The 14,522-nt window shown below is 65.6% G+C and carries 13 protein-coding genes; 9 read left to right on the top strand and 4 right to left on the bottom strand.

Annotated features, from left to right (window positions below; all coding sequences use genetic code 11):
* The first annotated feature begins 552 nt into the window (after positions 1–552).
* Positions 553–1,335, top strand: coding sequence for a hypothetical protein (locus AC2EBU_RS15640; RefSeq protein WP_484611375.1), 783 nt, complete (start codon positions 553–555; stop codon positions 1,333–1,335).
* Positions 1,336–1,697: 362 nt separating this feature from the next.
* Positions 1,698–2,180 carry a hypothetical protein gene (locus tag AC2EBU_RS15635; RefSeq protein WP_484611374.1) on the top strand — a complete coding sequence of 161 codons (483 nt, stop codon included), beginning with the start codon at positions 1,698–1,700 and terminating at the stop codon, positions 2,178–2,180.
* A 42-nt stretch (positions 2,181–2,222) separates the two neighbouring features.
* Here AC2EBU_RS15635 and AC2EBU_RS15630 read toward each other — a convergent pair whose 3' ends face one another.
* Together AC2EBU_RS15630 and tgt are read right to left on the bottom strand one after the other, a co-directional pair.
* Positions 2,223–3,035, bottom strand: a complete 813-nt coding sequence (locus tag AC2EBU_RS15630; protein WP_484611373.1) for a C40 family peptidase — start codon at positions 3,033–3,035, stop codon at positions 2,223–2,225.
* 17 nt (positions 3,036–3,052) lie between these two features.
* The gene (tgt, locus tag AC2EBU_RS15625) at positions 3,053–4,219 is read right to left on the bottom strand and encodes a tRNA guanosine(34) transglycosylase Tgt (RefSeq protein WP_484611372.1); all 1,167 of its coding nucleotides are present in this window, start codon (positions 4,217–4,219) and stop codon (positions 3,053–3,055) included.
* 260 nt (positions 4,220–4,479) lie between these two features.
* On the opposite strand from tgt, the gene AC2EBU_RS15620 reads away from it, so the two are divergent.
* Positions 4,480–5,373, top strand: a complete 894-nt coding sequence (locus AC2EBU_RS15620; protein ID WP_484611371.1) for a FecR domain-containing protein — start codon at positions 4,480–4,482, stop codon at positions 5,371–5,373.
* Positions 5,374–5,394: 21 nt separating this feature from the next.
* Here AC2EBU_RS15620 and queA read toward each other — a convergent pair whose 3' ends face one another.
* Entirely contained in the window at positions 5,395–6,486 is a 1,092-nt protein-coding gene (gene queA, locus AC2EBU_RS15615; RefSeq protein ID WP_484611370.1) for a tRNA preQ1(34) S-adenosylmethionine ribosyltransferase-isomerase QueA, read from the bottom strand.
* 58 nt (positions 6,487–6,544) lie between these two features.
* Here queA and recG point away from each other — a divergent pair, with 58 nt between their 5' ends.
* Genes recG through ubiA form a run of 4 tightly spaced genes read left to right on the top strand, consistent with a single transcriptional unit; the run spans position 6,545 to position 11,414 of the window.
* Positions 6,545–8,635, top strand: coding sequence for an ATP-dependent DNA helicase RecG (gene recG, locus AC2EBU_RS15610; RefSeq protein ID WP_484611369.1), 2,091 nt, complete (start codon positions 6,545–6,547; stop codon positions 8,633–8,635).
* Positions 8,636–8,645: 10 nt separating this feature from the next.
* Positions 8,646–9,611 (top strand): LysR substrate-binding domain-containing protein, encoded by a 966-nt coding sequence (locus tag AC2EBU_RS15605; protein WP_484611368.1) that lies wholly within the window; start codon positions 8,646–8,648, stop codon positions 9,609–9,611.
* Positions 9,612–9,655: 44 nt separating this feature from the next.
* On the top strand, positions 9,656–10,555 hold the full coding sequence (locus tag AC2EBU_RS15600; RefSeq protein WP_484611367.1) for a Dyp-type peroxidase: 900 nt from the start codon (positions 9,656–9,658) through the stop codon (positions 10,553–10,555).
* Position 10,556: 1 nt separating this feature from the next.
* Entirely contained in the window at positions 10,557–11,414 is an 858-nt protein-coding gene (gene ubiA, locus AC2EBU_RS15595) for a 4-hydroxybenzoate octaprenyltransferase (protein ID WP_484611366.1), read from the top strand.
* 14 nt (positions 11,415–11,428) lie between these two features.
* On the opposite strand, the gene proC is transcribed toward ubiA, so the two are convergent.
* On the bottom strand, positions 11,429–12,265 hold the full coding sequence (proC, locus tag AC2EBU_RS15590; protein WP_484611365.1) for a pyrroline-5-carboxylate reductase: 837 nt from the start codon (positions 12,263–12,265) through the stop codon (positions 11,429–11,431).
* 128 nt (positions 12,266–12,393) lie between these two features.
* Between proC and glpK the strand changes: the two genes are divergently transcribed.
* Both glpK and rplN read left to right on the top strand, forming a co-directional pair.
* Positions 12,394–13,902 (top strand): glycerol kinase GlpK, encoded by a 1,509-nt coding sequence (glpK, locus tag AC2EBU_RS15585; protein WP_484611364.1) that lies wholly within the window; start codon positions 12,394–12,396, stop codon positions 13,900–13,902.
* 247 nt (positions 13,903–14,149) lie between these two features.
* Positions 14,150–14,518: a 50S ribosomal protein L14 gene (rplN, locus tag AC2EBU_RS15580; protein WP_484611363.1), complete on the top strand. Its 369-nt coding sequence runs from the start codon at positions 14,150–14,152 to the stop codon at positions 14,516–14,518.
* The last annotated feature ends 4 nt before the right edge of the window (positions 14,519–14,522 follow it).

The raw sequence follows: 14,522 nt of genomic DNA, 5'->3' as shown, positions 1-14,522 counted from the left end.
GACCGCCAGGGCAAGCTGACGGTGAGCTTTGCCGGCGATGCGCAGGCGATTGCCGGCGTCTACTCCGACATCGTCAACCTGGTGATCAAGGCCAAGTAAGCGTCTGACACCTCCGGCCGGCCGCGCCGGCCCCACCCAACCACCCCGCCCGAGGATGACTCGGCGGGGTTGGTGGCGTCTGGGGGGGTGGGTTGAGGGTGCGCTACGGGTGTTTCAGGGCGTTTTAGGCCGATACCCAGCAGGAAAAGGTCGCTTGTTGCTATCGTCGCAGGAGTGAAACCATGGCAACCTTCGCGTGCCCTGGCGAAGCACGCACGCAATGGAACAGCACCCGGCGGGTAGACAGCGGCGTTCGTGGTCGGTAGTCATTGAGGTAGGTCACGCCCGATCACTGGCAGAACCAGGTACTGGGGCGTTTGCCGGGGGCATGCTCATCACCCGCTGGCGCGGAACAACTTTTGGGTGACGTGACCGCCAGAATGCTCCGCGTGGCCCCGCGTGTCCGGGCAGAATCCGCAGGGTACGTCACACAAGGCGTCATACAGACTACTCATGCGCCAGCCCGCCCATACTCTCACCCGCAAGCTCGCCATCCAGCGCGTGCGGGAACGTCTCATGCGGGAGTCCTTCCCCAGGGCCCAGATGGCGTTCATCGTTGCCCTGACGGGCGGCCTCGGCCTGCTGGCATCTTTCACCATGCTGCACGGCGGCGTGGACTCCATGGCCGTTCGGTATCCGTTGGCACTGGCAATAGCCTATTTGTTCTTTCTTTTTCTCATCTGGCTCTGGCTGCGAACGAACGCGGAAGACTATGTCGATGTGCCCGATATCTCGAACCTGGTGCCTGGCTCACGGACATCTTCAGGCGCCCCAGACTTTCAGAGCGGTGGTGGTGGCGACTTTGGCGGCGGGGGCGCTACTGGCTCCTTCGACGTTCGTTCGGCGGCCCTTGACGAAGCGGCGTCGACGCCAGCGCGAATCGTGCGTGACTCCGTGGGCGCCGTCGCCGACGCTGACGAGCTGGTCATTCCCCTTGTTGCGATCGCACTTGCCTTTGGCATTGCGGTGGCTTCGCTTTACGTTGTTTATGTCGCGCCCATCCTCTTCGCGGAGGTATTGGTTGACGGGGCACTTTCTTACGCCCTGTTCCGGCATCTCCGTGGCCAGCATCCTCAGCACTGGCTGTCAAGCACCGTGCGGCGCACCGCCATTCCCTTCGTGGCAACGGCCGTATTTCTGACTGCGGTAGGTGCGGCAATGGCCGCCTACGCCCCGGGCGCGAAGTCTGTCGGTCAGGTCGTGAAACATGCAAGCACCCAACGCGTTGCGAGATGACGCGTCTCACGAAACCCCAGCTTACTGATTGATTCTCGCGGTGTTTTCATCAGGGTTTGCGGGGTGGACAAGCCGCGCCGCACCGTCTGACCCCCCGCGGCGCGTTCAGAAGGGCCGTTTTATCTCCTTTTAGGATGTTTTTGGCCCATACCCAGCGTAAAAGCGTCACTTTTTGCTATCAAAAACAGACTAATCACGATTCCCGGAACGCTGCCGCAGGCAGCGCCCGATGCCGTCAGAAGGTATCGCATTCAGATACCGAAAGGTGTGCAGATCGAGTCCCGGTGGATAAAGGTGATGCCGATCGGCGGTTCTCCACCACGATGGCGCCACCAGCATGTGCTGGGGCCTTGAAAGTTGGTATGACATCCCTGAATCCTGCTCGTTCGCCCTTCCGGCGCGGTCTGGCCGCGTTGTCGCTGGCGGCGCTGGCGGCGTCGCTGGTGGGTTGCTACGTGGTGCCCATCGACCCGCGCACCGGTCAGCCCCTGCCGCCCCCGGTGGCGGCGCCGGCGGCATCGGTTCCGGCCGCGCCGCCCGCGCCGGTCAGCTTCCCGGCCCGCCTGTACCCGATGAACGAGGCGGCAGCCGGCTACGGAGTGGTCAGCGCGACCGTCACCAACGACCTGCACGGCCGTGGCACCTTCACGGCGGCGATTGATGGCGAGCGGTTTGTCGGCGAGGCCACCCGCCGCGCCGGTTCGCCCCGTGAAGGGGTGGCCAACGGCGCCGGCAACCGGGGCAGCTTCCTCGCCTGCCAATACACCATGAACTCGGCCACGCTGGGCACCGGCACTTGCCGCCTGAGCAATGGCGCCGTGTTCACCCTGCATGTCGGGCATTGACGCGGGACTGCGTGCCGCGACCGCAGCGCCGACGCAAGGGGCTCAGTCGCTTTCCCGCCTGGCGATGGCCGTGCCCTCTGCGCCGGGCCCGAGCTTGAGGTGGCCGACATACTGCAAGGCCTGGTTGATGGTGACCGAGGGGACGTCGCCCTCGCGCATGGTCAGCAAGTCCGCCGGGCTGAACAGCAGGGGGTCTGCGGCAGTCAGCGGCAACTGGGCCTGACGGAACGCCTCCAGCACGAACTGCGAGCAGAAAAACCGGTCATTGCGGGCGGCGCCCAGTTGCACCGCAGCCAGGCCCTGCAGGCAGAAATCGCGCACCAGCCCCGGCACCAGCGGGACTTCGCAGTAGCGCCGCTGCAGCGTGAAGGGGGCTTGCAGCACCACCCCCAGGGTGTTGTAGCCTTTGCCGTCCTGGCTCCGGGCAAAGTGCCGCAGGGCCGCGGCGTGATCGGCCCGCAGCCCGGGATGGCGGAAAGCGACCACGGTGGATTCGTCCGCCATGAACGCCGCGCCGGGACGAATCCGCACCCCCGAGGCCACCGCCTCGGCAATCTGGTCATCGCCCAGGTACAGCGCCGCGTGGCTGACTGGCGCCATGGTCAAGGCGCGTATGCCCGCTGAAACCCAGCCGGCGGTATTGGACAGGATGATGTCGCCCGGCATCAAATCGGCCAGGCCGATCTGACGGCCGCCATTGGCGGGGTTCAACAGCAGTCGCTGTTGAATCTGTATCGGTGGCTGGCCTTGTGTCGTGGCGACCGGGTCCACCCGCGTGGCGCAGCCGGCCACCCCGAGCAGCGCGGCCAGTGCAAGCGCAGCCGCGAACCGGCGCGGGGCCGGAACATTCGCCATGGCGCGATTGACGGCGCTCACACCCCGCGCGCCCGATCTGCCCGGAACTGCGCCCGGAACGCGCTGAACCGGCCCGCGTCCAGCGCCGCGCGCACCTCGCGCATCAGGTTCAGGTAATAGTGCAGGTTGTGGATGGTGGTGAGCATCGGCCCCAACATTTCGCCGCAGCGGTCCAGGTGGTGCAGGTAAGCGCGCGAGAAGCCGCCGCTCACGGTGCCGTCCGGCGCGGTGCGGCCGGCGCAGGTGTAGCAGGTGCAGGTTTCGTCCAGCGGGCGGTGGTCGCTTTTGTGGCGGGCGTTGCGGATTTTCAGGTCGCCGAAGCGGGTGAACAGGTGGCCGTTGCGCGCGTTGCGGGTAGGCATGACGCAGTCGAACATGTCCACGCCGGCGGCGACGCCGTCCACCAGGTCTTCGGGCGTGCCCACGCCCATCAGGTATCGCGGCTTGTTCGCCGGCAGGCGGTGCGGGGTGTGCGCCATGATGCGCTGCATGTCTTCCTTGGGCTCGCCCACACTGACGCCGCCCACGGCGTAGCCGGGGAAGTTCATCTCCACCAGCGCGTCCAGCGACTCCTGGCGCAGGGGCTCGAACATGCCGCCCTGCACGATGCCGAACAGCGCGTTCGGGTTTTCCAGCCGGGCGAATTCGGTCTGGCAGCGCTGCGCCCAGCGGCGCGAGAGCTCCATCGACTGGCGCGCTTCGCGCTCGGTGGTCAGGTGCCCTTTGGTCTCGTAGGGCGTGCACTCGTCGAACTGCATGACGATGTCGCTGTTGAGGATCGTCTGGATCTGCATGCTGATTTCGGGCGTGAGGAACAGCCGGTCGCCGTTGACCGGGCTGGCGAACTTGACGCCCTCCTCGCTGATCTTGCGCATCTCCCCCAGGCTCCAGACCTGAAAGCCGCCCGAGTCGGTCAGGATCGGTTTGTGCCACCGCTCGAAGCCGTGCAGGCCGCCGAAGCTCTGCATCACGTCCAGCCCCGGGCGCATCCACAGGTGAAAGGTGTTGCCCAGGATGATCTGCGCGCCCATGTCCTCCAGGCTGGCGGGCATCACGCCCTTGACGGTGCCGTAGGTGCCCACGGGCATGAAGATGGGCGTCTGCACCACGCCGTGGTTCAGGGTGAGCGTGCCGCGGCGGGCGTGGCTGTCGGGGTCGGTGGTGAGCAGGTCGAAGGTCAGCATGGGCCGGATTGTCGGCTACGCCGCCGCGTGAAGGAATCCACGTTTGCCGCGCGGATATGACCCCAGGCGACATGCCGGTCGGGCCAAACGTGAAATGCTGCACAAAGGCGGTGTCCGGATGTCGGCCAATGGTCATTAAAGTTGCGACATGAACTGGTTGGTTCAATAAATACCATCTGGTCTTGGTGCGGTGCAGGATTGCCTGCCCGTGGTTTTCAGTCAGGAGAAAAGTGGGGTCGATGATGAACAGGCGTGGCTGGATGGGAAGTACGTTGGCGGGCGTTGCCGCAGTGACCGGAGCCGCCGCGGCGGTGGCCGCGACGCCGCGACGTACCGTGGTGGAGGGCATTGCGGTCGAAGCGGTCCAGATGCCGGCATGGATAGACCAGGGGGGGCGACGGGTGCCCTTGGCGCCCGGTGATCGTGTCCGCTCCGACCAGGTGATCGAAACCGGCGCCGGTGCCGCGCTGGTGCTGGTGCTGCCGGAAGGCAGCCGCATCAACCTGGGCGAAAAGTCCCAGCTGGGGATCGCGCGCCTGGCCACCGAACGCCAGGACGGCCAGACCGCGGTACGCACGGACCTCAAGCTGCTGGAAGGATTCTTCCGCTTTGCAACGACATCGATTTCGCGGGTCACCGGGCGACGCGACGTTCGCGTGACCCTGCGGACCGCGACGGTCGGGATCCGGGGGACCGATTTCTGGAGCATGACCGATGCCGCCCACGATGCGGTCTGCCTGTTCGAAGGCAAGGTCGCGCTGGACACCCGCGACCAGGGCGCCCTCAGCCTGGAAAAACCAAGCGCATTCTGGGCGCGCTTTTTCGACCGGCCCGTTCAGCCGGTGGGCGTGGCAACCCCGGATCAACTGGCCGGCTTCATCGCGTCGGCCGCCCTGAAATCGGGCACGGGTGTTGCGGTGGCGGGCGGTGAATGGCAGCTGGTTGCGACGAGTACGACAGACTCCCGAGAGGCGTTGCAGAGCGCCGGGCGGCTCCGGGCCGCCGGCTTCCCCGCGCAACTGGTGGAAAGCCGAGGCCGCCACGAAGTGCGCATTGATCAGCTGGCCACCCGCGACGATGCCCAGGGATTGCTGGTCCGCCTTGGTGATCTGGCCGGCCCGTCCTCCCGGGTGGCACCGGCCGCCGGCCGCTGATTGCCGCCTCGGCCGGCTGGGTCAGCCCTGCCGGGTCAGCCACATGGCGTCGCCGTAGCTGAAAAAACGGTAGCGGTGGGCGATGGCATGCGCGTAGACGCTCCGGATGTGCTCGTAGCCCGCAAAGGCGCTGACCAGCATCATCAAGGTGCTTTTGGGCAGATGGAAGTTGGTAATCAGGGCATCCACCACCTGAAAACGGAAACCCGGGGTGATGAATATGTCGGTATCCGCCTGCATCACGCCGCCGGACAGGTCCGGCCCGGTGCAACTGCGGGCCCATGATTCCAGCGTGCGCACGGTGGTGGTGCCCACCGCCACGACACGGCCGCGCCGCGCCCGGCAGGCCACAATCGCCTGCCGGGTGGTCTCGGGCACGTCATACCACTCGCTGTGCATGGTGTGTTCGGCAAGGTTGTCGGTCTTGACGGGCTGGAACGTGCCGGCGCCCACATGCAGGGTGACACTGGCGCGTCGCACGCCCTGCCGGTCCAGCGCGGCCAACAAGGGCTCGTCGAAATGCAACGCGGCGGTTGGCGCGGCCACCGCGCCGGGCTTGCGGGCGAAGACCGTCTGGTAGCGCCGGGCATCATCCTCGGAATCGGCGTGGGTGATGTAAGGCGGCAGGGGCACATGCCCGTGGCGGGCCATCAGGGCATGGGGCTCGTCGCTGAAGCGCAGGTGGAACAGTGCGCCGTTCGCATCGGGCCAGCGGCCCAGCACCGTGGCCTCGAACCCGCCGCCGGGTTCGCCGTCCCCCAGCCGCAAGACCGAACCGGGTGGCGGCTTCTTGCTCACCTTCATGTGCGCGACCACGGTGTTGTTGTCCAGCACACGCTCGACCAGCAGTTCCAGTTTGCCGCCCGAAGGCTTGTTGCCGAACAGGCGCGCCTTGATGACCTGCGTGTCGTTGAAAACCAGCAGATCGTCGGGACCGAGCAGCGCGGGGAGGTCGCGGAAGACCCGGTCCTGCGGTGTCGCGGAACTGGCATCAAGCAAGCGCGACGCACTGCGTTCGGCGGCCGGATGCTGGGCAATCAGCTCAGGGGGCAGGGAAAAATCGAAGTCGGCCAGCTGGAAATGGCGCAGCGGCGGCGAGGAGGTGCAATTCATGGTGCTTGAGGGCTGGACAGAGCCCGTCCCAAGTCGTGGAAGAAGGCAGAATTGTTCCATGAGTCCGGCGCCCGCCCCTTCCCCGATGCGCAAGGCGCTGGAGCGCCTCGGTCTGGTCCGTGATGCCGACCTCAGTCTGCACCTGCCCCTGCGCTACGAAGACGAGACCCATATCGTGCGTCTGGCCGATGCCCGTGACGGGGAGGAAGTGCTGATCGAAGCGACTGTGCGGACCGCCCAGGTCACGCCGCGACCCCGGCGCCAGCTGGTGGTTCATGTGCACGATGGCAGTGGCGAATGTGTGCTGCGCTTTTTCCACTTCTATCCCACCCAGGAAAAAGCGTTTGCACCGGGCACCTGCTGGCGGGTGCGGGGCGTCCTCAAGCGCGGATTCGGTGGCGACGTGATGCTTCACCCCGTCATGCGGTCGGCCCGAACCGAGCTGGCGCAGACCCTGACACCCGTGTACCCGACGGTTGCCGGTCTGCCGCAGTCGTGGTTGCGCAAGGCCATCCTTGCCGCTGTGGAGCGAAGCGACTGGAGCGACACCATCGTCGTGCCCGACGCCTGGCAGCATGCGCCCGCACCGGTCCTGGGGCTGCGCGAGGCTTTGCTGTTCCTGCATCACCCGGCGCCCGATGTGTCCCTTGCCGCCCTGGAGGACCGCAGCCACCCAGCCTGGCAGCGTCTGAAAGCGGAGGAGTTGCTGGCCCAGCAACTGTCCCAGTGGATAGCCCGTCGCGGCCGGGCGCAGCAGCGTGCCCCCAAGCTCGTGGCCCGTGCCGGTGGATTGCCCGAGCAGTTGCTGCGCCGCTTGCCATTTGCATTGACAGCCGCCCAACAGCGGGTGGTGGCAGAAATCGGCAACGATCTTGCGGCCGCAACACCCATGCACCGCTTGCTGCAAGGTGATGTGGGTGCCGGCAAGACGGTGGTTGCCGCCTTGGCGGCTGCAGTGGCGATGGATGCCGGATGGCAGTGTGTGCTGATGGCCCCCACCGAGATACTGGCGGAACAACACTTTCGCAAGCTGGTCGCCTGGCTGGAGCCCCTGGGCGTTTCAGTCGCGTGGCTGACCGGCAGTCAGCGAAAAAGTGAGCGCACGCTCATGCTCTCACGCATCGCCAGCGGCGAGGCGAGTCTGGTGGTGGGCACCCAGGCGGTGATTCAGCAGCAGGTGCGTTTTCGTCGCCTGGGCCTGGCGATCATCGACGAGCAACACCGGTTCGGGGTCGCCCAGCGTCTGGCACTGCGCAGCAAGTCATCTCCGGCGCCGGAGGAGGACATTTCCGGGGGCGGCGGCAGTGAAGAGCTGGAGCAGCATCTGTTGATGATGTCGGCCACCCCCATTCCGCGCACGCTGGCCATGAGTTACTACGCCGACCTCGATGTTTCCACGCTGGACGAATTGCCGCCCGGGCGCACCCCGGTGGTCACCCGGGTGGTGTCCGACCAGCGGCGCGACGAGGTTGTCGAGCGTATCCGCCAGCAAGTCGCGGCCGGCCGGCAGGTCTACTGGGTTTGCCCCTTGATCGAGGAAAGCGAGGCGCTGGACCTGACCAACGCCACGGCGACCCATGCGCAGTTGTGCGCGGCACTGCCGGACATGGGGGTTGCCTTGCTCCATTCCCGCATGCCGGCGGCCGAAAAAAGAGCGGTCATGGAGCAGTTCACCGTCGGCGCGATTGCCGTATTGGTGTCGACCACGGTGATCGAAGTGGGCGTGGATGTGCCCAATGCCAGCCTGATGGTGATCGAACATGCGGAACGCTTCGGATTGTCCCAGCTGCACCAGTTGCGTGGCCGGGTCGGGCGGGGTGCGGCGGCTTCCGCCTGTGTTCTGCTGTACAGCGCTCCGGCCGGTGGCCGCCTGGGGGAAAGCGCACGCGAGCGACTGCGGGCGATGGCGGAAACCCAGGATGGTTTCGAGATCGCCCGCCGTGATCTGGACATTCGTGGTCCGGGCGAATTCCTGGGTGCGCGTCAGTCCGGTGCGCCATTGCTGCGTTTTGCCGACCTGGCGGTTGACGGGGCCTGGCTTGAGTGGGCGCGCGCGCTCGCACCGCGCCTTCTGGAATACGCGCCGGACGCTGCGCAGCGGCACATTCAGCGCTGGATGGGTGGAAAATCCGAGTTCCTCAAGGCTTGAAAGCGCCGCCATGACCCTGACCGAGCTCAAATACATCGTTGCCGTCGCACGCGAGAAGCATTTCGGAAAAGCGGCGGAGGCCTGCTTTGTCTCCCAGCCCACCCTTTCGGTGGCGATCAAGAAGCTGGAAGAGGAACTGGACGTCAAGCTGTTTGAGCGGGCCGCGAGCGAAATCACCGTGACGCCGCTGGGCGAAGAGATCGTGCGCCAGGCGCAAAGCGTGCTGGAACAGGCCGCCGTGATCAAGGTCATCGCCAAGCGCGGCAAGGACCCGCTGGCCGGGCCTTTGAAGCTGGGGCTGATCTACACCATCGGTCCGTATCTGTTGCCCGACCTGGTGCGGCAGGCGATTCGCATGGCGGGCCAGATGCCTTTGCTGTTGCAGGAGAACTTCACGGTCAAACTCCTGGAGATGCTGCGCACCGGCGAGATCGACTGCGCCATCCTCGCCGAACCGTTTCCGGAAACCGGACTGGCCATCGCGCCCCTGTACGATGAGCCGTTCATGGCGGCCGTGCCGCGGCAGCACCCCTTGGCGGACAAAAAAAGCGTGACCTCGGAGGAGCTCAAGAACGAGACCATGCTGCTCCTGGGCACCGGCCATTGTTTTCGTGACCATGTGCTGGAGGTTTGCCCGGAGTTCGCGCGGTATGCCAGCCATGCGGAAGGGATTCGCCGCAGCTTCGAAGGCTCGTCCCTGGAGACCATCAAACACATGGTCGCGGCCGGAATGGGCGTGACCCTGGTGCCCCGTTTGTCAGTACCCAAAGAGGCGCTGACAACGGCGCGCCGCCGCCGGGGTGCGGACGAGCCGTTTGTCCGCTACCTGCCGATTGTGGACGGCCATGGCGGCGCGCCCCCCTTGCGCCGTGTGGTGCTGGCCTGGCGACGCAGTTTTCCCCGGTATGAAGCGATCGCCGCCTTGCGCAACGCCATCTACGCCTGTGAACTGCCCGGCGTGACCCGCCTGTCCTGACCGAACCCGGGACGCTTTCCCTCCGCTGATCTTCCAATTTGCCCATGTCAACACACCAACCTGGAATCCTTGCCCCCTTGCCGCTGCATGGACGCTACCTGTCTTTTACCCTCAGCGGTCAGGGTGCGCTGCGAGAAAGCTTGCGGGAGGGGGCCGAGCGGATGGATGGTGACCACGCGGTACTCGGCTTGGGGCTGCCGCTGCTGGATGCGCTGGGGGTGCAGGTGCCGGGCATGCGGGAATTCCAGCCGCTGCAGGCCGGTTCGGTGGCAATCCCGTCCACTCCCGTTGCGTTATGGGTCTGGTTGCGTGGCAAGGATCGTGGCGCGCTTGTCCAGCAGACCCGAGCCATCGCCCACGCCTTTGCGCCTGCATTGCGACTCCATGCTGTCGTGGACGGTTTCCGTTACGGCCGGGGACCGAACGGACATGGTCGCGATCTGACCGGGTACGAGGACGGCACCGAGAACCCGGACGGTGCTGCGGCCAGTCGGGCCGCCTTGGTAAGCCGCCAGGGTGCGGGAATGAACGGGTCCAGTTTCGCTGCAATTCAGCAGTGGCAGCACGATCTGGATGGCTTTGATTGCATGGCGCAAGCCGATCGGGACGCGATGATCGGACGCCGTCGTCGCGACAATGTCGAACTGGATGACGCGCCGGCGTCAGCCCACGTCAAGCGGACGGCGCAGGAGGGGTTCCGGCCACCCGCATTTCTGCTGCGACGGTCCATGCCCTGGGCCGATGCCGAGCGGTGCGGGCTGATGTTTGTCGCCTTCGGCAAGTCACTGGACGCGTTCGAGGCCCAGATGCGGCGCATGGCGGGGCTGGATGACGGCGTCACGGATGCCTTGTTCGGGATCTCGCGGCCATTGACGGGTGCGCAGGTCTGGTGCCCGCCGATGCACCAAGGCCGGATCGACCTGCGCTTGCTCGGGGGCGTCTGACGTGCGGGCCCGACTGGCCTTGTACCTTGACCTGATTCGGTGGGACCGGCCGGCCGGCTGGTTGCTGCTGCTCTGGCCCACACTCGCGGCCCTGTGGATCGCGGCGGGTGGCTTCCCGGGGTGGCACCTGCTCACCGTGTTCGTGCTGGGAACCATCCTGATGCGAAGTGCCGGGTGTTGTCTCAACGATGTGGCCGACCGTGAGTTTGACCGCCATGTCAAGCGCACCGCGCAGCGTCCTGTGACCAGCGGCCGGATCGGCGTCCGGGAAGCCCTGGCCGTCGGGGCCGTGCTGGCTCTGTTGGCCTTCGCGCTGGTTCTGACGACCCGGTGGGCTGCCGTGCTCTGGTCGTTTGCGGCGCTGGCCGTAGCGTTGATCTATCCGTATGCCAAGCGCCATGTCTCGATGCCGCAGGCGGTTCTGGGGGTGGCGTTCAGTTTCGGCATTCCGATGGCATTTGCCGCGGTCCAAGGTGAGGTGCCGCCGCTGGCTTGGTGGTTACTTGCGGGCAACCTTTTCTGGGTCCTGGCCTACGACACCGAGTACGCCATGGTCGACCGCGATGATGACCTCAAGATCGGTATGAAGACCTCCGCGATTACCTTGGGGCAGGCCGATGTCGCGGCGGTGGGCGTCTTTTACCTTGTTTACCTGGCAATTTGGTCGATAGCCAGCGTGAAATGGTCATCTGACGCTACATTTATCATATTTGCGGGCCTGGGCTCGCTGCAGGTCATCTGGCACCTTTGGCTGATTCGTGACCGGAGCCGGGAGGGGTGCTTCAAGGCGTTTCGACAGAACCACTGGCTGGGCTTTACCCTGTTTGTCGGCGTGGCAATGTCCTTGCATGCGCGCTGATGCACTGCGGCGCATCAGCCCCCGTACTCTTCACCCAGTTCGCGGGCGCGCTGTCGGGCTGCGTGAATGGCGCGCACAAACAGTGTCTTGACGTTGTCCTGCTCCATGGACGTGACGGCCGCGTAGGTGGTTCCTCCCTTGGAGGTGACCCGTTGCCGCAGAATTTCCGGGGGCTCGTCCGAGACTTGCGCCAGTCGCGAAGCACCGACAAAGGTGGCCACTGCCAGGTGGTAGGACTGGTCGCGGCTGAGGCCCATGCCCGAGCCCGCCTCGGTCATGGCTTCCAGGAAGTAAAAGACATATGCCGGTCCGGAGCCCGACAGGGCGGTGACCGCGTCCAGCTGGTCTTCCGTGTCGACCCACAGGCGCTCGCCCACGGCAGACAGCACGGTTTCGGCCCATTCCCGATCGGCCGCGTTGACGCCAGGCATGGCAAACAGTCCGCTCATGCCGCGTCCGACCAGGGCCGGGGTATTGGGCATGGCACGAATTACCCGCTCGCTACCCAGCCAGCCGGCGATCGATCGGGTGGGTATTCCGGCGGCGATACTCAAGTGCAAAGCATGGCGGGTATGGAAACGCGATTGCAATGCGGCTTCCTTGAAATGCTGGGGCTTGACCGCCCAGACCACCATCTGCGCCTGCGCCAGCGCCGGACCCGGCAGGGAAGCCACCTTGACCGGGTGATGCGCTGTCAGGCGCGCCGCGGCCTCGGCCGACGGGTCCACCACACTGATCTCGGTGGCCGGGTGGCCCTGTTTGATCAGGCCACTGATGATGGCGCTGGCCATGTTGCCACCGCCGATGAAAGCGATATGCGGGCTGGTCTTGGTTTCTTGGGTCGGGTTCATGCGCTTGTCGATTCCGGGGCGACGGGTAGAAGATTGCATTGTCCCCGTTTCAGCCGCCTTGCGATAGGCTGGGTCTGGTTCCGGGGAGGTCGTTTGCCCGGCCCGCCGGGTGTCAAAGGGTGTAGATCATGAAATACATACTGTCTCTGGATCAGGGTACAACCAGCTCGCGGGCGATCCTTTTCGATCAAGCCGGTCAGGTGAAGGGCATGGCGCAGCGAGAGTTTCGCCAGAGTTTTCCCTGCCCGGGGTGGGTGGAGCATGATGCACGGGAGATCTGGACCACCCAGCTCGCGGTTGCCCGCGATGTGCTGGCACAACACGGTGTCCGCGCGGCCGATCTGGCCGCCATCGGCGTCACCAACCAGCGCGAAACCACGGTACTGTGGGACCGGGCAACGGGAGACCCGCTTGCGCCTGCCATTGTCTGGCAGGACCGCAGAACGACGGATACCTGCGCCCGCTTGCAGGCGCAGGGTGCGGCCCGCTCGATCCAACGCAAGACGGGCCTGGTGCTGGACGCCTATTTCTCGGGAACCAAACTGCAATGGCTGCTGGACCATGTCCCCGGGGCGCGAGCTCGGGCGCAGCACGGCGAGTTGGCGTTTGGGACCATTGACAGTTGGTTGATATGGAACCTGACCGGCGGACGCCACCACGTCACGGACGCAAGCAACGCGTCGCGGACCTTGCTGTTCAATCTCCACACCCTGCAGTGGGACGCCTCTTTGTTGCGGCAGTTCGACGTTCCGGCGTCGGTGCTGCCGCGGGTTGTGCCGTCCAGCGGCGCTTTCGGCGAAACCGATGCGCAGTGGCTCGGCGCGCCGGTTCCGATCGCCGGCATCGCGGGCGACCAGCAGGCGGCCACATTCGGCCAGACTTGCTTTTCACCCGGGCTGGCCAAGAATACCTACGGTACCGGGTGTTTCATGCTGATGAACACCGGAGTCAACGCCGTAGCCAGCCGCAACCGGCTGCTGACAACCGTTGCCTGGCAGGGCCCGGCCGGTGACCGCACTCAGACCGCGTACGCGCTGGAAGGCTCGGTCTTCATGGCGGGCGCGACGATTCAGTGGCTGCGGGACGGGCTGGGCATCATCGGGTCGGCGGCCGAGGTTGAAAGCCTGGCCGGGCAGGTCGCTGACACCGGCGATGTGGCGCTGGTGCCGGCATTTGCCGGACTTGGGGCGCCGTACTGGGATGGTCATGCCCGCGCGGCGCTGCTGGGCATGACCCGCGGCACGACCCGGGCTCACATCGCGCGTGCCGCCTTGGAGGCCATCGCGCTCCAGACCGCCGATGTGCTGGCGGCGATGAAACGCGACTCCGGGATCGCGCTGCGCGAACTGCGGGTTGACGGCGGCGCCAGCCGCAACAACCTTCTGATGCAAATGCAGGCCGATGTGCTGGGCGTCCCCGTTGTGCGGCCGCAGGTCACCGAAACAACCGCGCTGGGCGTGGCCTACCTGGCAGGACTGGCTGTGGGCTTCTGGTCGGGCCCAGACGAACTCGCCTCGCACTGGGTGGTCGATCGGCGATACGACCCGGCAGGGGGTGAATCAGACCGACGCGCACGCCATGCGCGCTGGCAAGAGGCCGTCGCTCGGTCGCGCAACTGGGCGCGCGAAGTGTCGTAACGGCCTCTGCGGCGAGTGCCGCGACGGGGGAACTGCGCACTGCCTTGGCGCCGTACCTGCCAAAAACAACAACGCTACTTGACGGCCGCTGGCGAATCGCTCATAATCAGCGGCTCCGCGCAATTTTGCGTGGAATTCTGCCCATTAAGCAGTCCGTGAACGGTTCATGGACTGTGCGGGCCCAAGACTGATTCGGTCTGCCAGCCGGTTGCGGCTGGCCTGCCGAGTGCAAGTTGGGAATAACGAAATGATCCAGACAGAATCTCGGTTAGAAGTGGCCGACAACACCGGCGCGAAGTCCGTTTTGTGCATCAAGGTGCTCGGCGGTTCGAAGCGGCGCTATGCCAGTGTTGGCGACATCATCAAGGTGAGCATCAAAGAGGCGGCTCCTCGTGGGCGCGTCAAAAAAGGCGAGATCTACAGTGCCGTGGTGGTCCGCACGGCCAAGGGCATTCGCCGTGGCGATGGCTCGCTCATCAAGTTCGACGGCAATGCCGCCGTGCTTCTCAATTCCAAGCTGGAGCCCATCGGCACCCGCATCTTCGGCCCGGTGACGCGCGAGCTGCGTACCGAGAAGTTCATGAAGATCGTGTCCCTCGCTCCGGAAGTTCTCTAAGGAA

Source organism: Curvibacter sp. T50 (genome assembly GCF_057219955.1).
This window is presented reverse-complemented; position numbering and strand designations above follow the sequence as displayed.

Excerpts from the sequence above, each read along its gene's own strand:
- AC2EBU_RS15640 (WP_484611375.1), top strand. The coding sequence starts at position 553 with ATGCGCCAGCCCGCCCATACTCTCACCCGCAAGCTCGCCATCCAGCGC.
- AC2EBU_RS15635 (WP_484611374.1), top strand. The coding sequence starts at position 1,698 with ATGACATCCCTGAATCCTGCTCGTTCGCCCTTCCGGCGCGGTCTGGCC.
- AC2EBU_RS15630 (WP_484611373.1), bottom strand. The coding sequence starts at position 3,035 with ATGGCGAATGTTCCGGCCCCGCGCCGGTTCGCGGCTGCGCTTGCACTG.
- tgt (WP_484611372.1), bottom strand. The coding sequence starts at position 4,219 with ATGCTGACCTTCGACCTGCTCACCACCGACCCCGACAGCCACGCCCGC.
- AC2EBU_RS15620 (WP_484611371.1), top strand. The coding sequence starts at position 4,480 with ATGGGAAGTACGTTGGCGGGCGTTGCCGCAGTGACCGGAGCCGCCGCG.
- queA (WP_484611370.1), bottom strand. The coding sequence starts at position 6,486 with ATGAATTGCACCTCCTCGCCGCCGCTGCGCCATTTCCAGCTGGCCGAC.
- recG (WP_484611369.1), top strand. The coding sequence starts at position 6,545 with ATGAGTCCGGCGCCCGCCCCTTCCCCGATGCGCAAGGCGCTGGAGCGC.
- AC2EBU_RS15605 (WP_484611368.1), top strand. The coding sequence starts at position 8,646 with ATGACCCTGACCGAGCTCAAATACATCGTTGCCGTCGCACGCGAGAAG.
- AC2EBU_RS15600 (WP_484611367.1), top strand. The coding sequence starts at position 9,656 with ATGTCAACACACCAACCTGGAATCCTTGCCCCCTTGCCGCTGCATGGA.
- proC (WP_484611365.1), bottom strand. The coding sequence starts at position 12,265 with ATGAACCCGACCCAAGAAACCAAGACCAGCCCGCATATCGCTTTCATC.
- glpK (WP_484611364.1), top strand. The coding sequence starts at position 12,394 with ATGAAATACATACTGTCTCTGGATCAGGGTACAACCAGCTCGCGGGCG.
- rplN (WP_484611363.1), top strand. The coding sequence starts at position 14,150 with ATGATCCAGACAGAATCTCGGTTAGAAGTGGCCGACAACACCGGCGCG.